Source organism: Pseudoalteromonas haloplanktis ATCC 14393, assembly GCF_000238355.1.
Classification (GTDB): domain Bacteria; phylum Pseudomonadota; class Gammaproteobacteria; order Enterobacterales; family Alteromonadaceae; genus Pseudoalteromonas; species Pseudoalteromonas haloplanktis.
The window spans coordinates 16,021-32,450 of the sequence record NZ_AHCA01000023.1 but is presented as its reverse complement, the minus strand read 5'-3'; the positions used below and the strand labels follow the sequence as shown (position 1 = coordinate 32,450).

The following is a 16,430-nucleotide window of genomic DNA, read 5'->3' as shown; positions in this document are numbered from 1 at the left end:
ATGATAGTGTAGCATTTGCTATGTGAAAGTAGGTCATCGCCAGGCTCCAAATAAGAGAAACCCGTTACAGCGATGTAACGGGTTTTTTGTTGTCTGGAATAAAGTATAGCTGTCAGCGGTCAGCTATCAGCCGCACAGTGTCAACCTGGATACCGTAGCGTGAGTTGAGTATCTGATACTCATGGATAAATAAAGCCACAGACAATGAGAGCGTAGCATTTGCTATGCGGCTCTCTACCGCTGTAGGCACTACGTCATGCCAGGCTCCAAATAAGAGAAACCCGTTACAGCGATGTGACGGGTTTTTTGTTGTCTGGAATAAAGTATAGCTGTCAGCGTTAAGCCGTCAGCTATCAGCCGCACAGTGTCAACCTGGATACCGCAGCGTGGGTTGAGGGCTCCCACGGATTAAAGAACGCCACGAACTCCTCAGAGCGCAACATACCCCTTTAAAACGGTGCCTCTTTAACTCCCCTATACTTTAATCTTGAAAAACTCGAAACTCGAAACTCGAAACTCGAAACTCGAAACTAATTTCCTCTATTTGTGAGTGAACTTTCATTTTATGACCGTTTCAAATTCATGACAGTAAGTAACCGAGTAATTACAAATTAAGCTATATTTTTTACTTAAATACATCGCCAAAAACTGCAATAGTGAGTTAACTTCTATATGCTCTTGCCAAATTATTATACTAATAGGTTAAGTGCATGAACTCTTCCACAGATGCTACGCAGTATGACGCATCGACAACAAGTAACTCAAAATGGAATTTTCATGATACCCAGTGGGTATTAAGTCTTTTTGGTACTGCCGTTGGGGCTGGTATTTTGTTTTTACCAATCAACATCGGTATTGGTGGATTTTGGCCGCTGATCATTTTAGCGTGCATGGCGTTGCCGATGACATTTTTAGCCCACCGTGGCTTAGCGCGTTTTGTGCTGTCATCAAAAAATAAAGATGCGGATTTTACTGATGTGGTCGAAGAGCACTTTGGTGCTAATGCGGGTCGATTAATTTCTCTTTTGTACTTCTTATCAATCTTTCCGATTTTATTGATCTATGGTGTAGGTTTAACCAATACCGTTGATAGCTTTATTGTTAATCAGCTTGGTATGGAATCACCTTCTCGAGTACTACTTTCTGGTGTGTTAGTTGCTGGTATGATTAGCCTCATGCTTGGCGGTGAGCGATTGATGCTTCGTGCTTTTGCAATTTTAGTGTATCCCTTAGTAGGAATTTTATTGTTCTTATCGTTGTACTTGATCCCTAGTTGGCAAGTGCCCAATATGGCCTTTCCTGAGTTTACAGGCTTTAGTAAAACATTGTGGCTGTCAATCCCTATTATTGTGTTCTCATTTAGCCACGCAGCGGCGATCTCAAGCTTTGTAAATGTGCAACGAAGTCACTATGGCGATCAAGCGACAGCTAAGTCTGAGGCGATTCTAAAGCGTACTAGCTTGTTGTTAATTGTATTTGTGCTGCTATTTGTATTTTCGTGTGTACTATCTTTAACACCAGAGCAAATGCTGCAAGCAAAAGCACAGAACGTGTCAATATTGTCTTACTTAGCTAATGTCACAGATAACTCGTTTATTGCTACCTTTGGTCCTTTGGTTGCATTTATTGCTATTACCTCATCTTTCTTAGGTCATTTTTTAGGTGCGCGAGAAAGCTTTAATGGGTTGGTGACTAAACAAACAAGCTTGTCGATGAAAAGCGCTGATAAAATTGGTGTAGCTATCATGTTCTTTGCTATTTGGTTTTGTGCCGTTAAAAACCCAAGTATCTTAGATATGATGGATCAACTATCGGGGCCAATTATTGCGATGATATTATTTATCATGCCGATGATTGCGGTATATAAAGTGCCAGCATTAAAGCAGTACCGTGGCATGAGTTCTTTGTTTGTATTGGTGGTAGGCTTATTAGCAGTGGCCGCTTTGATCTATGGTTTTGTTGCTTAGTGAGTCGCTATCGAGTATTTAGTTAGATCAAATAAAAGCCCTGTAGGTGCAAACTTACAGGGCTTTTAGATTATGCTATTGCAGCCATAGCGCGGGCTCTAATATCAGCTGCAAAGATTAGACCTTTTTTAAAACTTGCTTCTGCAGCACAAATAGCATCTGCATCGCCATTTGCTGCCAATACACCTTGGCTTAGCGCATTATAGAGATTTTTAATCTGTGCTTGGTAGGCTGAATCAATCGCACTTTCGATAGTCGTCATTACTTATTCCATAGAATCAATTAATTGAATCGCGAATGTTAAAGCACAATAGTTGATTTTACGAGCGGCTTTTTAGGTAGGGGAATATTTTCGTACTAAAGCCTCCGGTGGGAAGTTTAGCTTACTGTTTATGTCGGCTGATTTTGTGATACTCAATTAACTCTGTAATGGTCAATTTAACGTTGACTTGCTTGTCAGTCCTTTTCGGGATAAATCCCGACCTACAAAAGAACACAAATATTAAGCCTCTGTGTAGCAAAGAGCCTCGGTGAGCTCTGTGGTGAGATTGTTTATAAACTCAAACATCGTGCAGAGTTATTCGTGGCTGAAGCTAACTCCTAAGGGGGGACGCTTTTATGTCTTGTAGGTCAGGCTTTAGCCTGAAAATGTGACGGGATAAATCCCGACCTACAAAAGAGCGGAAATACCAGACCTCAGTGCAGTGCTGGCTTATAACTTACCGCTTTAAGCTCTACAGCTTATGGCTTAAACATGCTGGGTTTCGCATCGCTCAACCCAGCCTACGATGATAAATTTAACGCCGGTCTGCTCTTTAACTGACGGCTGATAGCTTACAGCTGAAAGCTCTTATTCTTCCAGTGCTGAAACTACAAAATACGGGTTTAAGTATTCATCTTTGGTGTTGTATAACAGCGGGCTGCCGTCGAGTTTAGTGACTTTTGCACCAGCGATTTCGGCAATCGCATGGCCGGCACCCGTATCCCATTCGCAGGTTGGGCCGAGGCGTGGGTAAATATCGGCACTACCTTCGGCGACTAAACATAATTTGAGAGAACTACCTTTGGAGACCATTTCAACGTCATCAAATTGTTTTACAAACTCGGCTAGATCAGGGGAAGGGTGCGAGCGGCTGCCGACAACACGAATTAACCCTTTGTTAGCTTTAGTTGTTACTTTAAGTTCGATGCGCTCATCGCCGCGGTCTTTAAAGGCGCCGATGGCGTCGCTTGCGAGGTAAGATACGCCTAAGGCAGGGGCGTCTACTACGGCTAATATGGGTTTGCCATTTTCAATTAACGCGATGTTGACGGTAAACTCACCGTTCTTTTTAATGAACTCTTTGGTGCCGTCAATTGGATCGACTAACCAGTAGCGGGTCCAAGTTTTTCGTACATCCCAGCTAATATTCGCGCTTTCTTCACTGAGTACTGGGATGTCTGGAGTTAAGTGGGCTAGGCCATTGGCAATCACTTTATGAGCTGCTAGATCGGCGTCGGTTACTGGGCTTTCATCGGCTTTGTATTCAACGTTAAAATCCTTTTCGTAAATCCCCATAATGGCGCTGCCAGCTTGGCGGGCGAGGATCAATATTTCTTCGAGCAGTTCCGTTTGGTTCATGACTTAACCTTTGATTATTTGCTGTTGCTTTAGATACGCTATCAGCTCTTGCACCGATTGGTCTAGGGTGTTTTTGCTGGTATCTAAAATTATTTCTGGTGAATGAGGTATTTGATAGTCTGAATCAATACCAGTGAAGTGCTTTATTTCACCAGCACGGGCTTTTTTATACAAGCCTTTTGGATCGCGGCTTTCGCATACGTCCAGTGGGGTGTCTAAAAACACTTCGATAAATTCACTCTCGTCGACCAAGCCTCTTACCATATCGCGTTCGGCACGGAAGGGGGAAATAAATGCGGTGAGCACCAAAAGCCCCGCATCGACCATTAGTTTAGCGGTTTCACCCACGCGACGGATATTCTCAATCCGGTCTTCGTCACTAAAGCCTAAATCTTTACACAAGCCATGGCGTACGTTGTCGCCATCAAGCAGGTAAGTATGGATGCCTTGCTGATTAAGTGCGCTTTCTAATGCGTTAGCAACGGTGCTTTTACCTGAGCCTGAAAAACCAGTAAACCATAAAATTGCTGGCTTGTGACTTTTTTGCTCGCTACGCTGTGCTTTAGTAATGGCATAATTATGCCAAACAATGTTCTCATCCATTGTAAAACTCTCTTATCAAATACTAAGTAGCGCTGGCTTAAAAAGGAAACACCAGCGGAATAAGGGTTAATACCGTTATTGAATAAATAATAGAAAGCGGTAAACCCATTAATACATAATCTTTTAAGCGATAGTTGCCGGCGCTATATACCATTAAGTTAGTTTGATAACCGAACGGGGAGATAAAGCTCGCTGATGCACCAAACGCCACCGCCATAATAAATGGTAGTGGATCAACATTAAAACCAATCGCTAATGCATAGGCGACAGGGAATGATAATGCCGCAGCTGCGTTATTAGTGATCAGCTCGGTAAACATTACGGTCATCACAAAAATAGCGATAAATGCCCCGTAGGGGCCAAAGTCACCCAACACATAAAACATCGCGCTGGATATTTGCCCCGCAAGGCCGGTGCCTATCATCAGTTTAGCAAGGCCAATGGCGCTACCTACCACTGCGAGTAACTCTATCGGAAAGCGACGTTTTACTTCACTGAGCTTAATAGTACCAGTAAGCATTAAAGCAATTAGTAATACTAATAGGCCCTTAACTAAAGGCACGATGCTGAAAATACTAAGCGCGAGTACACCCGCAAAACTGGCAAGTACTAAGTTTGACTGTTTCGGCGCTAAATGAGTTTGTAAATCAAGCCCAGAGATATACACAAATTCACGCTTTAGGTTAGGTAAATTATAAAAATCTTTACCGGGGGCGAGGATCAGCGAATCGCCAGCTTGTAATTGTACTTTACCTAATCCACCTTGTAAGCGGTCGTGGCCGCGACGAATGGCAATAACGGCAGCATGAAACTGTTCGCGAAAGCGAATTTCTTTGACTGTTTTGCCAATAAACTTTGACGATTGGCTTACTACTACTTCAACAAGGTGCTCTACGTCTTTTTCGTGTTTATCATGGACGACTTTTAAACCGTCAAAGCGGGTGAGCAGTGGCACTGATTTGATGTCGCCAACAAACAATAATATATCGCCAGACTTTATCACTTGTTGCGGAGTTACCGCACAAATACGCCTGTCGCCACGTAGAATTTCAGCGAGGAATAAATCTTTAAGCTCGCGCAGGCCATTTTCTTCAACGCTTTTGCCTATCAGTTTTGAGCCTGGCTCTACTTTACCTTCGAGGTAGAAAGGCACGACTTCTTGGTCGTTTTTACCGTTGTCAGGTAAGTATTTTAGCATCACCAAAATAGTAATAAGGCCCACACTTAATGCGCCTAAGCCAACTAAGGTAAAGTCGAAAAAGCCCAGTGGTGCCATGCCTGCATCAACGGCAAAACCGTTGACGATTAAATTAGTTGAGGTACCAATTAAGGTAATTGTGCCACCTAAAATAGCGGTATACGACAGCGGTAATAGTAGCTTAGAGGGGGAATGTGTAGGGCTGTCTTTAATCGCGGTAATAAGCGATGCGACAACCGCTGTATTGTTAGTAAATGATGATAAAAAGGCAGTAGAAAGCCCAAGCTTTGTTACTGAGCTGGTTAAGCTTCCTTTTGATAATGATTGGGCAAGCTTTTGTACTAGCGTGGTTTTTTCAACCGCGATAGAAACCAACACTAAAAGTACTAAGGTGATCAGTGATGGGTTAGCGTAGTTGATCAACATATCTTCAAGCTCGATTAAGCCACCAAGATAAGCGGTGCCAATTGCGCCAACAAAAAGCCATGCTGGCTTTAGTCGTGTACCAAAAAGGCACCCGACTAAAGTTAGCATTATGCCTGTTAATACTAGCTGTTGATACATGCTTTATACGTCCTTAACAGGCAAAGTTGATTATTTAAGCTTTGAGATATCAAGCGCTTGCCAATGAGGAAAGTGCTTGCGTACTAAGGCATTAAATTCAACTTCAAACTCACTAAAGTTACTTGTTTGTTCTTGCTTAGCAAGTACAGTTTCAATCATACCCGCAGCAACCGTTAAGTTAGATAAACGGTCGATCAAAATGAAAGCACCGGTTTCGTGATTGTTGTGATAAGCATCAGCCAAAATAGTTTCGGTCAACTCTAAAGTTACAATCGCGATTTCGTTTAGCTGTAGGCTATCTGCACTGCCGTGCTCAAGGGTGTTCACATCGATAGTGTGATCAATCTTTTTCACGATCGCTGAGGTGTTTTTACTACCTAACTTAAAGTTGTAGCTTTTACCTAACACCAATGGTGCTTCATGCATCCATACAAGTTTTGCTTGTACTTGGTTTGTAACTGTTGCGGTTGACTCAGCAGGTACAATGACGTCCCCTCGGCTAATATCAATTTCAGTGTTAAGCGTTAAGGTTACTGCTTGGCCAGCTTCGACTGTGTCTAAGTTCCCATCAAAGGTTACGATCTCTTTGATGCTTGATGTTTTGCCTGATGGTAATACTTTTACAGCATCGCCTACACGTAACTTTCCTGAGGTTAATGTACCTTGGAAACCACGGAAGTTCAGGTTAGGGCGCACTACATATTGCACAGGAAAACGCGCTTCAAAGCCTGTGTCTGTTTCTGCCGCTGGCGAGTCTTCTAATAACTCAAGCAGTGGTTTGTCAGTGTAATACGGCGTGTGCTCAGAGCGTGTTACTACGTTATCACCTTTAAGTGCCGACATAGGTACAAACTTAATGTTAGCTACGTTAAGTTGCTCGGCAAATTTTAGGTAATCTGCTTTAATGCGCTCATAAACAGTTTCGTCAAAATCAACGATATCCATTTTATTGATTGCTACAACAAATTGTTTAATGCCTAAAGAGTCACAAATAAAGCTATGGCGTTTAGTTTGTACTTGTACGCCATAACGCGCATCAACAAGAATGATAGCCACGTCACTGGTGGATGCGCCAGTTACCATGTTGCGGGTGTATTGCTCGTGCCCTGGGGTATCAGCAATAATAAACTTACGTTTTGCTGTTGAAAAATAACGGTACGCTACGTCAATCGTGATGCCTTGCTCACGTTCGGCTTGGAGGCCGTCAACCAGTAGCGCTAAATCTAGCTCTTCACCAGCGTTACCTACTTTTTCGTTATCTTTGTGTAATGCCGCTAATTGATCTTCATAAATCTGGTGACTGTCATGTAATAGGCGGCCAATCAGGGTTGATTTACCATCATCCACACTACCACAGGTCAACATACGTAACAGGCTTTTATCTTGTTGGCGAGCAAGGTAGGCGTCGATGCCAATTGCTCTTACTTCATTAATTGTATCGTTAGTATTGGTAGACATTAGAAATAGCCCTCACGTTTTTTCTTTTCCATTGAACCTGCTGAATCATGGTCAATCACTCGGCCTTCACGCTCTGATGAAGTCGATAGCAGCATTTCTTCGATAATCTCAGTCAGTGAACTGGCTGTTGATTCCACCGCACCAGTAAGCGGGTAACAACCTAAAGTACGAAAACGCACTGACTTCATCATGGGTACTTCGCCATCAGCAAGTGGCATACGTTCATCGTCAACCATAATCAAGGTGCCGTCACGTTCAACCACTGGGCGCTCTTTAGCTAAATAAAGCGGAACCATGTCAATGTTTTCTTGATAGATATATTGCCAAATATCAAGTTCAGTCCAGTTAGAAAGCGGGAATACACGAATGCTTTCGCCTGGGTTAACTTGGCTGTTATAGGTATTCCAAAGCTCAGGACGTTGGTTTTTTGGATCCCAGCGGTGGTGTTTATCTCGGAACGAGTAAACACGCTCTTTTGCTCGTGATTTTTCTTCATCACGGCGCGCACCACCAAATGCAGCGTCAAAGCCATACTTATCAAGAGCTTGTTTTAAGCCTTGAGTTTTCATAATGTCGGTGTGCTTACCAGAGCCATGGGTAAATGGGCTGATATTAATCGCTAAACCTTCAGGATTTTTATGGACGATTAAGTCAAAACCATACTCTTTGGCTAGGCGATCACGAAATTCGATCATTTCTTTAAACTTCCAGTTGGTATCAACGTGAAGCAGTGGAAATGGAATTTTACCTGGGTAAAACGCTTTACGCGCTAAGTGTAAAAGTACCGATGAGTCTTTACCGATAGAGTAAAGCATAACTGGGTTCTCAAACTCAGCAGCAACTTCGCGCATGATTTTGATACTTTCAGCTTCTAATTGCTGAAGGTGAGTTAAAGCCATTGTTAGTCGTCCTACTAAAATGATTAAAAGTTAAAATCTAAATAGTTTACAGCTATGCCACACCAGTAAGGGGTTGTGCAAAGCTGCTGGTTTGGGCTTTTTCGCCAAACCAATGAAGTTGTTCATGTAATGACGCAACTTCACCAATAATTAATAATGCTGGTGAAATAATGCTGTGGCGTTCGATTAAATCAGCCAGCTCACCTAATTGCCCAGTTACTACGCGTTGGTTTTTACGCGTGCCGTTTTCAATAATTGCCACTGGCGTATCTGCACCACGGCCATGTTTAAGTAACTGCGCTTGGATGTGAGGGGATTTAATCACCCCCATATAAATTGCTAAAGTTTGGTTTGGCTTAGCCAGTGATTGCCAATCGAGTTCTTGGCCGTCTTTTTTACAATGGCCGGTGACAAACTGTATTGCTTGTGCATGGTCACGATGCGTAAGTGGAATACCCGCATAGGCACTGCAACCTGCAGCTGCAGTAATACCTGGGACTATCTGATAGTTCACTTGGTTAGCTGCAAGCACTTGTACTTCTTCGCCGCCACGGCCGTAAATGAATGGGTCACCCCCTTTAATACGGCATACTTTTTTACCTTGTTTGGCAAAATCGACCAGCATTTGATTGGTATCTTCTTGCGGCACACTGTGATCACCTAAACGTTTACCAACACACACTAAGTCGGCATCACGGCGAACAAGCTCCATAATTTCATCAGAAACTAAATAGTCGTATACTACGACATCAGCTTGTTGCATTAATTGCAATGCTTTTAGTGTTAACAACTCAGGGTCTCCAGGGCCTGCACCAATCACATACACTTCGCCTTCAGGCTCAGGTTTCGCATCCAGTAGTTGTTCAAGCTGCTGTGCTGCGGCTGTGGTATCGCCACTTTGCACTTTACTTACTACCGATGAATCAAATACGGTTTCCCAAAACTGACGACGGTCTGAAAAATGTGTAAAGCGTTGTTTTACCTTTTCGCGAAAGCTGCCTACTAAACTAGCAAGCGGACCGATGTGCTGTGGAATAAGTGTTTCTAATTTTTCGCGTAAGCGTCGTGCTAGTACTGGTGCTGTACCAGAACTGGAGATCGCAATAGTGATTGGGTTGCGATCAACAATGGATGGAAAAATAAAGCTGCATTTGGGTTGGTCATCAACCACGTTAACAAAAACATTGCGCGCATTAGCTAATTCAAACACTTGCGCGTTTACATCTTCCAGATCGGTTGCTGCAATTACCAGCATCATGCCGTCTAGGTGCTGTTCGTTAAAGTAATCCGTGATCAACGTAACTTCGTTATTATTGGCTAAAGTATTTAGCTCATCACAGAATTCAGGTGCTACTAACGTTACCGCAGCGCGTGCTTTTAAAAATGCACGACATTTACGTAACGCAACATCTCCCCCACCCAAAACTAATACAGGTTTGTTGTCGAGCTTAGTAAAAATAGGTAAATATTGCATGTAGTAGACCCCTAGAGAAAAATCGCAGCATAAATGCTTTTTCAACAAACGCAGAATATAGCGGTGCAAGCGAAGTAAAAAATAATTAAAACCCAGTTGATATAACCAAATGTTATATGTGGTGGTTAGGTTTGGCTTAAGCCTTAGTTAACAGGGGATTGCGACGAGTTGCAAGCTATATAGAGGGCCGTTTGTTAGCTTAGAGTGTTTGGTTATTAGCTATAGCGAGATTTGCTATTTTTGGTACTATTACTCATACCTGACCTGATTTGGTGATTTTATGACAACACAATTAGACGCTGCGACACTAGCAGTAAAATTAATGGATTTAACCAGTTTAAATGATGACGATACCACAGCCAGTATTCAGGCTTTGATCACTAGTATTGAGCCAAACGTAGGTATTCCCGCGGCGGTGTGTGTGTACAGCCAGTTTGTTGCTGATGCTAAATTGGCTCTAGCACAGCGTGAGCTGAGTTTCGTAAAGGTGGCCACTGTGACTAACTTTCCCACGGGCAATAACCCGTTAAATAATGTTGTAAACGAGACCTTAATTGCGATTGAGCGTGGTGCTGATGAAATTGATTTAGTAATGCCATATCAAGCATTGATTGATGGTGATGCAGATACAGCACTGCATTATGTACGCGCATCTAAAGAGCTTTGCCCTGAACATGTACAACTTAAAGTCATTATTGAGTCGGGAGAGTTAAAAACCCCTGAATTGATTAAACAAGCGACAGAACTGGCCATTGCCGGCGGTGCTGACTTTGTAAAAACCAGTACAGGAAAGGTTGCTATAAATGCAACTCTTGAAGCTACAGAGATCATGTTGAGTACCATTAAGCAATCATCACAAGTGGTGGGTTTTAAAGCCGCAGGTGGGGTTAAAACAGTATCTGATGCAAGTAATTACTTACGTTTAGCTCACGATTTAATGGGTGAGCAGTATTTACAACCTACGACTTTTAGGTTTGGCGCCTCAAGCTTACTTACTGACGTTTATACGGTACTCAATGACGCGTCAGAGTGAATTAGAAAAGTTACGGCTGGAGCATGATGCGGCTAAATTGTTTTTTGGCACAAAGCTGATTTTGAAAATGCACTACAGTGGATGGTGATACCTGCAGAACATCCATCTGAGCAAATTTGCTTGCTGTGTGACTTTACCAAAGTGACATATTACAGTTACTGTAAGCTGAAAATAGCAGCCAGTATAAAACTGGCTGCAAGTTGGAGTCAGAGCAAGTGCTCTAAAAGTTAAACATACTGCCTAAGCTTTCTAAGCCAGATTTATTTGTTTTAGCTAAGCACTGGCTATCATCTAAGGATTTTTTTGTTACCTCATCAGCAAGGCCGGTTACTTTTAATTGTTTTTCTTGTTGATATTCACGCAGAGCAATGACGGTTTGACGGTCATAGGCAACATCTTCAGTCTCAAATTCTTCGTAATGCGGTTGGCTTTTTAAATACCCTAAACAAACTAGATTCATGCGTGACATAGCTAGATCCATTTTTTCATAATGCGGCATTCTATGTGTGGGTACATCAACAGCAGCAACGGGGGCAACAGCTTTAGGTGTTGCGGCTGCGCTAATCGTCAGTGGTGGTGGCGCAGTGTATCCAGCGGCTAAAGTGTTATTACTGTTGTAGCGGTAGTAAGTGTCAGGTACCTTTGTTTGTAAAAACTCAACTGCTTTGATGATCACTTCTCTGAGTGCTTTCTCTTTTGGGGTATCTGACCAGCCGCTTAAGTTACCCCCAACAAGCGCACCACCAAAGTTGGTAGCGGCACTGGTGAAGTCAAAGTCTTTACTACCGCCCTCGACACTGGTTGCGGCTAAAATACGTGAAGTGCGAGTGTCTATTAGGCGTAAATCAATCGCCATATGTGAGCCTGAAAAGCCCGCAGATACAGAACTAAACACATCACCAATAAAGCCACCTGAACCCATACTTGCACCTGAGCTGTCATCGTCAAATTCTGTCACAGCTGCAACTACAACGATTTCAGCACCTTCAATTTCACCATAAGCGGCACCAGAAGCTGCGCTGACACGCCCTGATACGGCTAAATCTTGCTCTGATAACACGGCATCTAATGCTTGGCGTTCCAGTACAATAAAGCGATTAGTTCCCACTAAGGCGGTAGTGAGTTGATCAGCCATGCCATCGCCAATTTCTTTACGCCACCAACGCGAGTCGTTTGATTTGTCAGTAAAGCGTGCCACTGCAATACGTGCTTTTGGGCCATTGTATTGCTGCTGAGCAACGTCGTTAATATTTGGCGAGTCTTGGTTTGAGGTCACTTGTGTTGAAGTACTTTGACAAGCACTGAGGCTCCCTGCAATAAGGGTTGCAAGCAGTGCTTTTTTGGTTGTTGTGAACATATGATTTTCCTTAATTACTATGCCAAATTAAAACTGTAGGGTTTTATATTTTACAAATTGTTTTAAAGTTAATTTAAAGAAATCATAAAGTTAAAAGTAGTACTGAAACGAACACTTTGGTCACACAGGCGAAACTTTGACATTGCGACAGCTCTTTTCTCTAAATTGCTTTGGCGAGATGCCATGCTTAGTTTTAAAGCAGCGAGCAAAGTAACTTTGTGAACTAAAGCCGACTTGCTCGGCAACCAAACCAATCGCCAGCTCACTATCAGTCAGTAATTGCTCGGCATATTCTATGCGGGTGTTACGAATGTAATCACTGGGGGTTAAGTTGTAGAGCGCTTTCATTTTTAGCTGTAAGGCTCGGGGGCTGAGGTATAACTCAGCGGCAAATTCCTCGATAGTAAATGTGTCGTTATGGTAGTTGCCGCGGATCACCGTTTTTAGTCGTTCGGTAAACAGATAATCTTTACTTTGGGTAAGCTGTGGATCTAGCTCTAAAGTTGGGGTATGGGCTGCTAGTTGTTTTGCTAAATGGCGATTAAGTACAGCGCGAATATTGAGTAATCCTTGTACTCGGCTAAGTAGTAATTGGGGCTCAAATGGTTTACTTAAAAAGTCATCGGCAAGTAGATCAAGGCCCTTGAGTCTACTTTGGGTATCGGCTTTAGCTGAGAGTAATAATACCGGTATATGGCTAGTCAGATTGTTGGTTCGTAGTGTATTAAGTAATTGGTAGCCATCCATACAAGGCATCATGACATCGCTGATCACTAAGTCTGGCATCTCAGTTTGACACATGGCTAACCCTTGCTCTCCGTCAATAGCCGTTAAACAATGATAATGCTCAGCAAATAAAGTAAGTAATAGTTCGCGCATGTCAGTGTGATCTTCAACAATCAACAGCTTTTTCATTTTGTTTATGTCGTTGTTGTTACTTAAAGCTACCGGCTGTGAGACGCTCTTATGCTCAGCGGTTACTAAAGGGAGTGTGACACTAAAGCAGCTACCTTCACCGATTGTGCTGGTTAGTGAGATCTCTCCTCCATATTGCGCTAATAGCTGCTTCACTAAAGCTAAGCCAATACCGCTGCCGCTTTGTTGGGTTGTAACACGAGTAAAACGTTCAAAAATTAAGTGTTGTTGATGCTTTTCAATGCCGATACCTGTATCAGTAATCATGATCACAGCATGTGTATTCTGCACTGATAAACTCACCTCAACTCGCCCACCAGAGTGTGTGTATTTCAAGGCATTGTTGATTAAATTACTTATAATAGAAGTTGTATGTTCTGGTGCTAGGATAATTAGGCAGTCTTGGGAAGTGAGATCCGTAAATGTTAATTGAATACCTTTTTGCTCAAACAAGACACTGAAATCGGCTACCAATTGCTCTATAAATGATGCCAGTGGGTAGGGGGAAACATACTGAATGGCAGTGCTGGGACGTTGGCTTAGCTGCAGTAGTTGATTAATTAAGCTAAGTAAACGCAGGCTGTTTCGTTTGATCATCGACAGCTGTGTAGAGCTTGCGTGATCTTGATGTTGAAGTTGTAGGCTTTCCAGTGGGGCTAAAATTAGGCTCAATGGCGTTTTTAACTCATGGCTAATATTATCTAAGAACTGGCTCTTTAAACGATTTAGCTGTTGGGCTTGTTGGCTGCTCTGCTCAGCAAGTTTAGCACGATATAGCGAGGCGACAATCAACCAGATGATAAGCACAGTGACGATACAATAAACAGCAATTGCAAATTGGCTTTGCCACCAAGGTGGTACCACTGTTAGTGCAACTAGCGTGCTGGTTTTGCTCCACAGGCCATATTGATCTTTTACTTTTAGCTTTAGTTGATAATCTCCCGCGGGCAATTGTGGATAATTTATCTGCCGTTGTTGGGCATCAGTATAAAGAAATTGTTTATCAAAGCCTGCCAGTTTATAGGCATATTGATATTGTTGAGGTGCGGAAGGGCTATTAAGCGCTGCGAATTTAAAACCAATTACGCCATCACTTTTATTAAAGCGTAGTGTTTTAGTGTAGCTCATCATGGGGGCAGTATGAGATTGGTGTTTGGTATATTGTGCTGTGCTAATAACTTGGTTGTTAATCAGTAACTCAGTTAATACTGGTTCAGGAGTCTTTGCGGCTAGTTGCAGCTTGAGCGGATCGAACTGATTAAAGCCGTTGATCCCACCAAAGAGTAGCTCGCCATCTGCTGCCTGAAAAGCGGCTCCAAGGATAAATGAATTATGTTGTACTCCATCTCGGGGTAAAAAGTGCTGCATACTATTAGAGTTTGGCTCATAACGAGTCAAACCTTGATTGCTTGCCAACCATAACTGGCCTGTCTTATCTTGTTTAATAGCAAAGATATTATCATTGAGCAGGCCATTATGTTCAGTGATGGGAGTTATTGTACCGCTGACTTTATCGAATTTGTTTAAGCCCCCGAATGTTCCCACCCATAGGGTATTTTCATCTTGCAAATGCAAAGCTGTGACCATGTTGTGAGTTAAGCTGTTAGCTTTTGTTGGCTCAGCTTGGTAGTGGCTAAATTGGTAGTTATCTAGCGAGAGTTTGTTTAAACCCACGCGGGTACCAGCCCAAATCGCATTGGCTTGAGTGTCGTAAATTAGGCTAAATACAATATTATTCGATAGGCTTAACGATTGTTCCGAATGTTGAAAATGCGTTACGGCGTAATTACTGGGGTTAAACCGGCTTAATCCTTGGTTACTACCTAGCCATAAATTACCGCTTTGATCACTGGTGATCGCGTAGATATAGTCGCTGCTGAGCTGGTGGCTTTGCACCGTAAATGCTGTAAAGTCATCGCTATCGTGATTATAACGCAGAAGTCCACCACCGTAGGTGCCAATCCATATGCGTTGTTGGTTATCTTGATGGAGACTAAAGATATTGTTATTAGTGAGATTACTGTTGTTGATCAGATAACGCACAAAACCGTCTTCGGTTTGTCGATTTAAGCCATTACGAGTACCGACCCATAATTGCCCTTGGCTATCCTTGAGTAAGGCACGCACAAAGTTGTGGCTAATAGTTGTGGCTTGCTCGTCATGATGTTGTTGATGATGAAACTGATTTTGACGAGGATCATAGCGTTGTAAACCATAGCCATCACTTCCAATCCAAATAATGCCCTGAGTATCTTGATACAAGGAGAGTAGGTGGTCATTAACAAGGCCATGGCGTTGTTGTGGCTGATGCTTAAGCTGAGTAAAGTCGTTAAGTTTAGTCTGATAGTTAGGGTTATAGTACAAACCATGGCCATAACTGCTTAGCCATAAATTATTATTATCATCAATTAAGATATCACTGATCCATATATTGGTCAGTTGCGTGACCTCAGTAAAGTGCTCTTTATGGAGATCAAATATACTCAGACCTGTTTTACTAGCAATCAGCAATTGCCCTTGTGTAGTTAGCTTAAGGCGCCATAGTTGCTTTTTACTTGTTGGGAAGTAACTAAACTGCCCAGTTGCTGGATTAAATTTAACGAGACCTTGGTTACTCGCAAGCCATAAATTTTGCTGCGTATCAATGACCATATCCTGAAAAATAAGATTACCATGCTGTGTGTATTGAAAATACTCAACTTCATTGTTTATCAGGTTTAAACGGGTTAAAGACCCTTCTTCATGGCCTAACCAAATATTATTCTGTTGATCTGCTAGGATTGACCAAATGCGGTTATCTTTTATTGCAAGTGCACTATTTTGATCAAACTGGGTAAATACACCTGTTTCAGTATTTAGTGCGTTCAGCCCCTGTGTGGCGGTGGCAAACCACAGCAAGTTATCGCTTGTTTTAAGGCAGTCTGTGATCCAATTCCCAGCTATACTTGGCTGGGTAGGATGTGACTTAAAGCGTTTAAACTCATAGCCATCAAAGCGATTAAGGCCACTTTGAGTAGCAAACCAGTGAAACCCTCGTGCATCAGTAACGCTACAAGTAATCGAATTTTGCGTTAAACCTTGCTCATTAGAAAATGAATCCAAATGCAGTGATAGGGCAAAAGCTTGACTGTGCAATAACCCAATAAACCCTAAAAGGGCGATATAGATGCTTGTTTTTATTGTAGGCACTACGTTCCTGATAAATGTTAAAATCCCTTTAATTGAAACAATCATAAACTGCTTTTTAATCAATGTTAAGGTGGATTTTTCAATCCAGTGGTGAGATTTTGACTTCTGGGTATCTTTTACACTTGTGTTAATGAATTGCGTAAGTATAATAG

General features: G+C 42.4%; 11 protein-coding genes. 2 read left to right on the top strand and 9 right to left on the bottom strand.

Features of this window, described 5'->3' with window-relative positions; genetic code table 11:
• Positions 1 to 710: 710 nt before the first annotated feature.
• Positions 711 to 1,967, top strand: coding sequence for an aromatic amino acid transport family protein (locus PHAL_RS0121850; RefSeq protein ID WP_016710566.1), 1,257 nt, complete (start codon positions 711 to 713; stop codon positions 1,965 to 1,967).
• Between the two features lie 70 nt (positions 1,968 to 2,037).
• Here the strand turns inward: PHAL_RS0121850 and PHAL_RS0121845 are convergent, their stop codons facing one another.
• From PHAL_RS0121845 to cysG, 7 genes are all read right to left on the bottom strand, one after another.
• Complete coding sequence (locus tag PHAL_RS0121845; RefSeq protein ID WP_016710565.1) at positions 2,038 to 2,229, bottom strand: hypothetical protein; 192 nt, start codon at positions 2,227 to 2,229, stop codon at positions 2,038 to 2,040.
• A gap of 588 nt (positions 2,230 to 2,817) precedes the next feature.
• The gene (cysQ, locus tag PHAL_RS0121840) at positions 2,818 to 3,588 is read right to left on the bottom strand and encodes a 3'(2'),5'-bisphosphate nucleotidase CysQ (RefSeq protein WP_016710564.1); all 771 of its coding nucleotides are present in this window, start codon (positions 3,586 to 3,588) and stop codon (positions 2,818 to 2,820) included.
• Positions 3,589 to 3,591: 3 nt separating this feature from the next.
• On the bottom strand, positions 3,592 to 4,191 hold the full coding sequence (gene cysC / locus PHAL_RS0121835) for an adenylyl-sulfate kinase (protein ID WP_016710563.1): 600 nt from the start codon (positions 4,189 to 4,191) through the stop codon (positions 3,592 to 3,594).
• Between the two features lie 37 nt (positions 4,192 to 4,228).
• Positions 4,229 to 5,953, bottom strand: coding sequence for an SLC13 family permease (locus tag PHAL_RS0121830; protein ID WP_016710562.1), 1,725 nt, complete (start codon positions 5,951 to 5,953; stop codon positions 4,229 to 4,231).
• 30 nt (positions 5,954 to 5,983) lie between these two features.
• Entirely contained in the window at positions 5,984 to 7,411 is a 1,428-nt protein-coding gene (gene cysN, locus PHAL_RS0121825) for a sulfate adenylyltransferase subunit CysN (RefSeq protein WP_016710561.1), read from the bottom strand.
• Positions 7,411 to 8,310, bottom strand: a complete 900-nt coding sequence (cysD, locus tag PHAL_RS0121820; RefSeq protein WP_016710560.1) for a sulfate adenylyltransferase subunit CysD — start codon at positions 8,308 to 8,310, stop codon at positions 7,411 to 7,413. Before cysD ends, cysN begins: the two co-directional genes overlap by 1 nt.
• A 52-nt stretch (positions 8,311 to 8,362) precedes the next feature.
• Positions 8,363 to 9,784 carry a siroheme synthase CysG gene (gene cysG, locus PHAL_RS0121815; protein WP_016710559.1) on the bottom strand — a complete coding sequence of 474 codons (1,422 nt, stop codon included), beginning with the start codon at positions 9,782 to 9,784 and terminating at the stop codon, positions 8,363 to 8,365.
• A 280-nt stretch (positions 9,785 to 10,064) separates the two neighbouring features.
• Between cysG and deoC the strand changes: the two genes are divergently transcribed.
• On the top strand, positions 10,065 to 10,817 hold the full coding sequence (deoC, locus tag PHAL_RS0121810) for a deoxyribose-phosphate aldolase (RefSeq protein WP_016710558.1): 753 nt from the start codon (positions 10,065 to 10,067) through the stop codon (positions 10,815 to 10,817).
• Positions 10,818 to 11,037: 220 nt separating this feature from the next.
• Here the strand turns inward: deoC and PHAL_RS0121805 are convergent, their stop codons facing one another.
• Both PHAL_RS0121805 and PHAL_RS0121800 read right to left on the bottom strand, forming a co-directional pair.
• Positions 11,038 to 12,174, bottom strand: a complete 1,137-nt coding sequence (locus PHAL_RS0121805) for a CsgG/HfaB family protein (protein ID WP_016710557.1) — start codon at positions 12,172 to 12,174, stop codon at positions 11,038 to 11,040.
• A 120-nt stretch (positions 12,175 to 12,294) separates the two neighbouring features.
• Positions 12,295 to 16,278 carry a hybrid sensor histidine kinase/response regulator transcription factor gene (locus PHAL_RS0121800; RefSeq protein WP_029216293.1) on the bottom strand — a complete coding sequence of 1,328 codons (3,984 nt, stop codon included), beginning with the start codon at positions 16,276 to 16,278 and terminating at the stop codon, positions 12,295 to 12,297.
• Positions 16,279 to 16,430: the final 152 nt, after the last annotated feature.

Excerpts from the sequence above, each read along its gene's own strand:
- PHAL_RS0121845 (WP_016710565.1), bottom strand. The coding sequence starts at position 2,229 with ATGACGACTATCGAAAGTGCGATTGATTCAGCCTACCAAGCACAGATT.
- PHAL_RS0121850 (WP_016710566.1), top strand. The coding sequence starts at position 711 with ATGAACTCTTCCACAGATGCTACGCAGTATGACGCATCGACAACAAGT.
- PHAL_RS0121830 (WP_016710562.1), bottom strand. The coding sequence starts at position 5,953 with ATGTATCAACAGCTAGTATTAACAGGCATAATGCTAACTTTAGTCGGG.
- cysQ (WP_016710564.1), bottom strand. The coding sequence starts at position 3,588 with ATGAACCAAACGGAACTGCTCGAAGAAATATTGATCCTCGCCCGCCAA.
- cysG (WP_016710559.1), bottom strand. The coding sequence starts at position 9,784 with ATGCAATATTTACCTATTTTTACTAAGCTCGACAACAAACCTGTATTA.
- cysD (WP_016710560.1), bottom strand. The coding sequence starts at position 8,310 with ATGGCTTTAACTCACCTTCAGCAATTAGAAGCTGAAAGTATCAAAATC.
- cysN (WP_016710561.1), bottom strand. The coding sequence starts at position 7,411 with ATGTCTACCAATACTAACGATACAATTAATGAAGTAAGAGCAATTGGC.
- deoC (WP_016710558.1), top strand. The coding sequence starts at position 10,065 with ATGACAACACAATTAGACGCTGCGACACTAGCAGTAAAATTAATGGAT.
- PHAL_RS0121805 (WP_016710557.1), bottom strand. The coding sequence starts at position 12,174 with ATGTTCACAACAACCAAAAAAGCACTGCTTGCAACCCTTATTGCAGGG.
- cysC (WP_016710563.1), bottom strand. The coding sequence starts at position 4,191 with ATGGATGAGAACATTGTTTGGCATAATTATGCCATTACTAAAGCACAG.